We start from the raw sequence: 3130 nt of genomic DNA on the forward strand, positions 1-3130 counted from the left end.
CCGTAAAATCTGGGTAGAACCCGTTAGAGCTTTGCCGACAGAAGGCACGCATCATCGCACCTTATATTATGTGACTCATCGAGACTTGTCCTTTTCAATGGCGTGGATAGAGCGGGTCATAGCTGAGAAAGCCTTATAAGTCATTTATTCCTGGACGAATATTCCGGGAGCTTGCTTTAAATTTTTAACGGGCTATGATGGATTCAGTTGTTAAGAGGACATCATGTTTAAGTCTAACTATTCTATACAGAGTACCGCTCTCACCTTTCCAAATTAAGCCGGACGCGCTTTAAGCGTTCGGCCTGTCTGTTATTCCCTTTAGATAATTTAATGTTCAGTTCGGTTGGAGATAAAGCCGTGCTTAAGCGTGCATTCAGGTTTTGTAAAACCTCGGTTTGTCCGTCAAACCCAATTTTTCAGGAAGCGGGGCAGCAAATGCTGATTGATCCCGTGGAGCTTAGTATTTTACTGAATAGGCTTGAATTCAGTGAGTCAAAAGAAGCGTTAATTGAAAAACGAATTCGAGTTGGAGCATCCGCCGTTCTACGTAATGTGAAAACAATGGAGCAGGTAAAGGTTAGGTTGGTTCCACCAGAGCTGGCGGATACCGACAACTATCTAGTGTCTTTTATTTCTCCCTTAGGCTCGACATTGCTTGGGCTTCGCGTAGGAGATATTGCAACAGTTATCGTTAAAGATATATCAATAAAGTGGGAAGTCCTGACGGTAAATCAAAATCGTCCCGCATCTGATAATGCTTAGAAATGAATTTAACGGAGGGTAGTGCCTTGGAGTAACTTAGTTGTGCAAAGTGCGGATTAATTTAAACATTTGAACAGATAAGGTGAATCCAATGAGTAAAGAAAAACAAAAGAAAAAACCACAATTAACATTGAAAGAAAAACGAAAAGAAAAGAAGAAAAAGAAACTTGATGAGTAGACTTAAAGGGCTCTCCGGAGCCCTTTTTTATGGGAGAGAATATGAATACTAGACCTAACATCGTTATTTCATGTGTCGATATGGCAGTTATTGAGCATCATTTAGATGAGACGCGTTTGCCTCGGGAGTTTTTGGATGAGTTAGAAGTTGAGCTGGCTCGCGCCAAAATTGTTGAGCCGAATGTTATGCCGGCCAATGTTGCTTGTCTGAATCGGCAGGTGACCTTTAAGGTTTTAGAAACAGGGAAAGTGTTTACTAAAACTCTGACTGCACCTGATCAGGTAGATAAATATGATGACAGCTTATCGGTTTTTGCTCCTTTAGGGGCGGCGCTTATTGGTCTTTCCGTAGGGCAATCTATTCAATGGAAAACAAATCGTGGTTTACAGTCAGTTGAGATTGTTCATGTCGCGAGTTAGATTACTCGCTTATAGAGTAATGTTCGACCTAGCGGCTTTAATCAAGTGAGTTTGAACATAATTGACCGTTCGATATCCACTATTGTCTGTTGGCAGACTTAATAAGGAGAGTTTTATGGCGCATGGCGTAGGAATTGCGAAGTTAGACGAGGCGCTCGGGGCGTTGGAAGATATGACTGAAGGTGTTAAGCCTATTACACTGGAAGAGTACCAGCAGCGCGTTGCTAAGGCACAGCAATTGATGCAGGAAAAAGGCATCAGCGCTATGTATTTAAACGCAGGTACTAACCTGGAATATTTTACCGGCTTGAAGTGGTACCCCAGTGAACGTTTGGTCGGCGCCGTTATCCCGGTTAAGGGAAATGTCACCTTAATAGCGCCCGCGTTTGAAGTCGGTTCATTAACCCAGGCTATGATACTGCCCATGGATACGGTTTTGTGGGACGAACATGAATCACCTTATGAACGGTTGCTGAACTTTTTAGCGGAGCATTTTTCTGATGGCTATAAATTGGCGTTGGATGAGTCCACACCATACAGCGTTGTAGCGAAGCTGGAAGAGCGCAAGCCAGCTGAAACAATGTGTGACGCAAAAGTCATTACCGCTGCCTGTCGTATGCATAAGTCGCCCGCAGAGCTGGCGTTAATTCAGACGGCTATGGATATGACCATGGCCGTGCATAGAGCCACTGGCGCCATGCTGCACGAGGGCGTAACCGCTTCTGAAGTTAGAGGTTTTATTAATGAAGCACACCGAAAGGTGGGCGCGTCTGGGTCGTTTTTCTGTATTGTGCTGTTTGGTAAAGGAACCAGCTACCCGCACGGTGTTAATTACGAGCAGAAGCTGGAGAAAAACGACTGGGTGCTTATTGATACCGGTTGCAAGCTGCACGGGTATCACTCTGATATCACCCGTACTTACCCCTTTGGCAACGCGACTGAAGAGCAACAGACGTTCTGGCAGTATGAACGAGACTTACAGCAGGCTGTTTTTGATGCGGCTCATATAGGTAAAACCTGCGAATCGGTTGATGACGCAGTTCGGGTTAAATTGAGCGAACTGGGTTTAAAAGCCGATTATCAATTACCCGGTGTACCGCACAGAACAGGCCATGGTATCGGTATGGACTTGCATGAATGGCCGTATTTAGTCGGTGGGGACAAGACCGAATTGGCACCGGGAATGTGCTTCAGTAATGAACCTATGGTAATTAACCCGGAAAAGTTTGGCGTGCGCCTGGAAGACCACTTTTATATGAGCGAAGAGGGGGCTTTTTGGTTTACCGAACCATCCCGCTCTGTGGATGACCCGTTTAACCTTCTGTGAGCGCATGTAGCCTGACATTTATGTCAGGTGAGATATCGCACCTGATGTGAACATCAGGCTACTGGTACAAAACTGGCACAATGGCTAAAATGCAAAAAGCCCCGCACTTGCGTGCAGGGCTTGAGAATGCTTGGTGCCGGAGGCGGAATCGATAAGATCTAATAACTTATTGTTTTATAGTGGATAAAAAATATTAAGATTCAAGCGTGTTACTTACCTTGTTACTAAAACTTCAGCTTTAGTTTTTTGATTGAAAGCTTTTTCACAAATGAATCTTTTAACTTTTTGGCTATGCCCAATACTCGCTTAACACGTTGAACATAGCTATAGTGGTCTGCAACTTGTGAACGTGTAGTGGCAAATAAATTCGGGTAAGCGGATTAAATGGTTGATCTTACCTTTGCATGAGAGTGAGACAGACCGGCATCTCATCGGATTATCTGG

3 protein-coding genes are annotated in these 3130 nt (G+C 44.3%); all 3 read left to right on the forward strand.

Features of this window, described 5'->3' with window-relative positions; translation table 11 throughout:
- Positions 1-357 precede the first annotated feature (357 nt).
- Positions 358-762 (forward strand): GreA/GreB family elongation factor, encoded by a 405-nt coding sequence (locus B2U97_RS06385; RefSeq protein WP_158511966.1) that lies wholly within the window; start codon positions 358-360, stop codon positions 760-762.
- A gap of 219 nt (positions 763-981) precedes the next feature.
- Positions 982-1359, forward strand: coding sequence for a GreA/GreB family elongation factor (locus B2U97_RS06390; protein WP_324186825.1), 378 nt, complete (start codon positions 982-984; stop codon positions 1357-1359).
- A gap of 115 nt (positions 1360-1474) precedes the next feature.
- On the forward strand, positions 1475-2686 hold the full coding sequence (locus B2U97_RS06395; RefSeq protein WP_011233885.1) for a M24 family metallopeptidase: 1212 nt from the start codon (positions 1475-1477) through the stop codon (positions 2684-2686).
- The last annotated feature ends 444 nt before the right edge of the window (positions 2687-3130 follow it).

This window comes from Idiomarina sp. UBA3176, from assembly GCF_002364295.1.
GTDB lineage: Bacteria > Pseudomonadota > Gammaproteobacteria > Enterobacterales > Alteromonadaceae > Idiomarina > Idiomarina loihiensis.

Bases quoted from the DNA above. Each gene is read 5' to 3' on its own strand.
- B2U97_RS06390 (WP_324186825.1), top strand. From the start codon at position 982: ATGAATACTAGACCTAACATCGTTATTTCATGTGTCGATATGGCAGTT.
- B2U97_RS06395 (WP_011233885.1), top strand. From the start codon at position 1,475: ATGGCGCATGGCGTAGGAATTGCGAAGTTAGACGAGGCGCTCGGGGCG.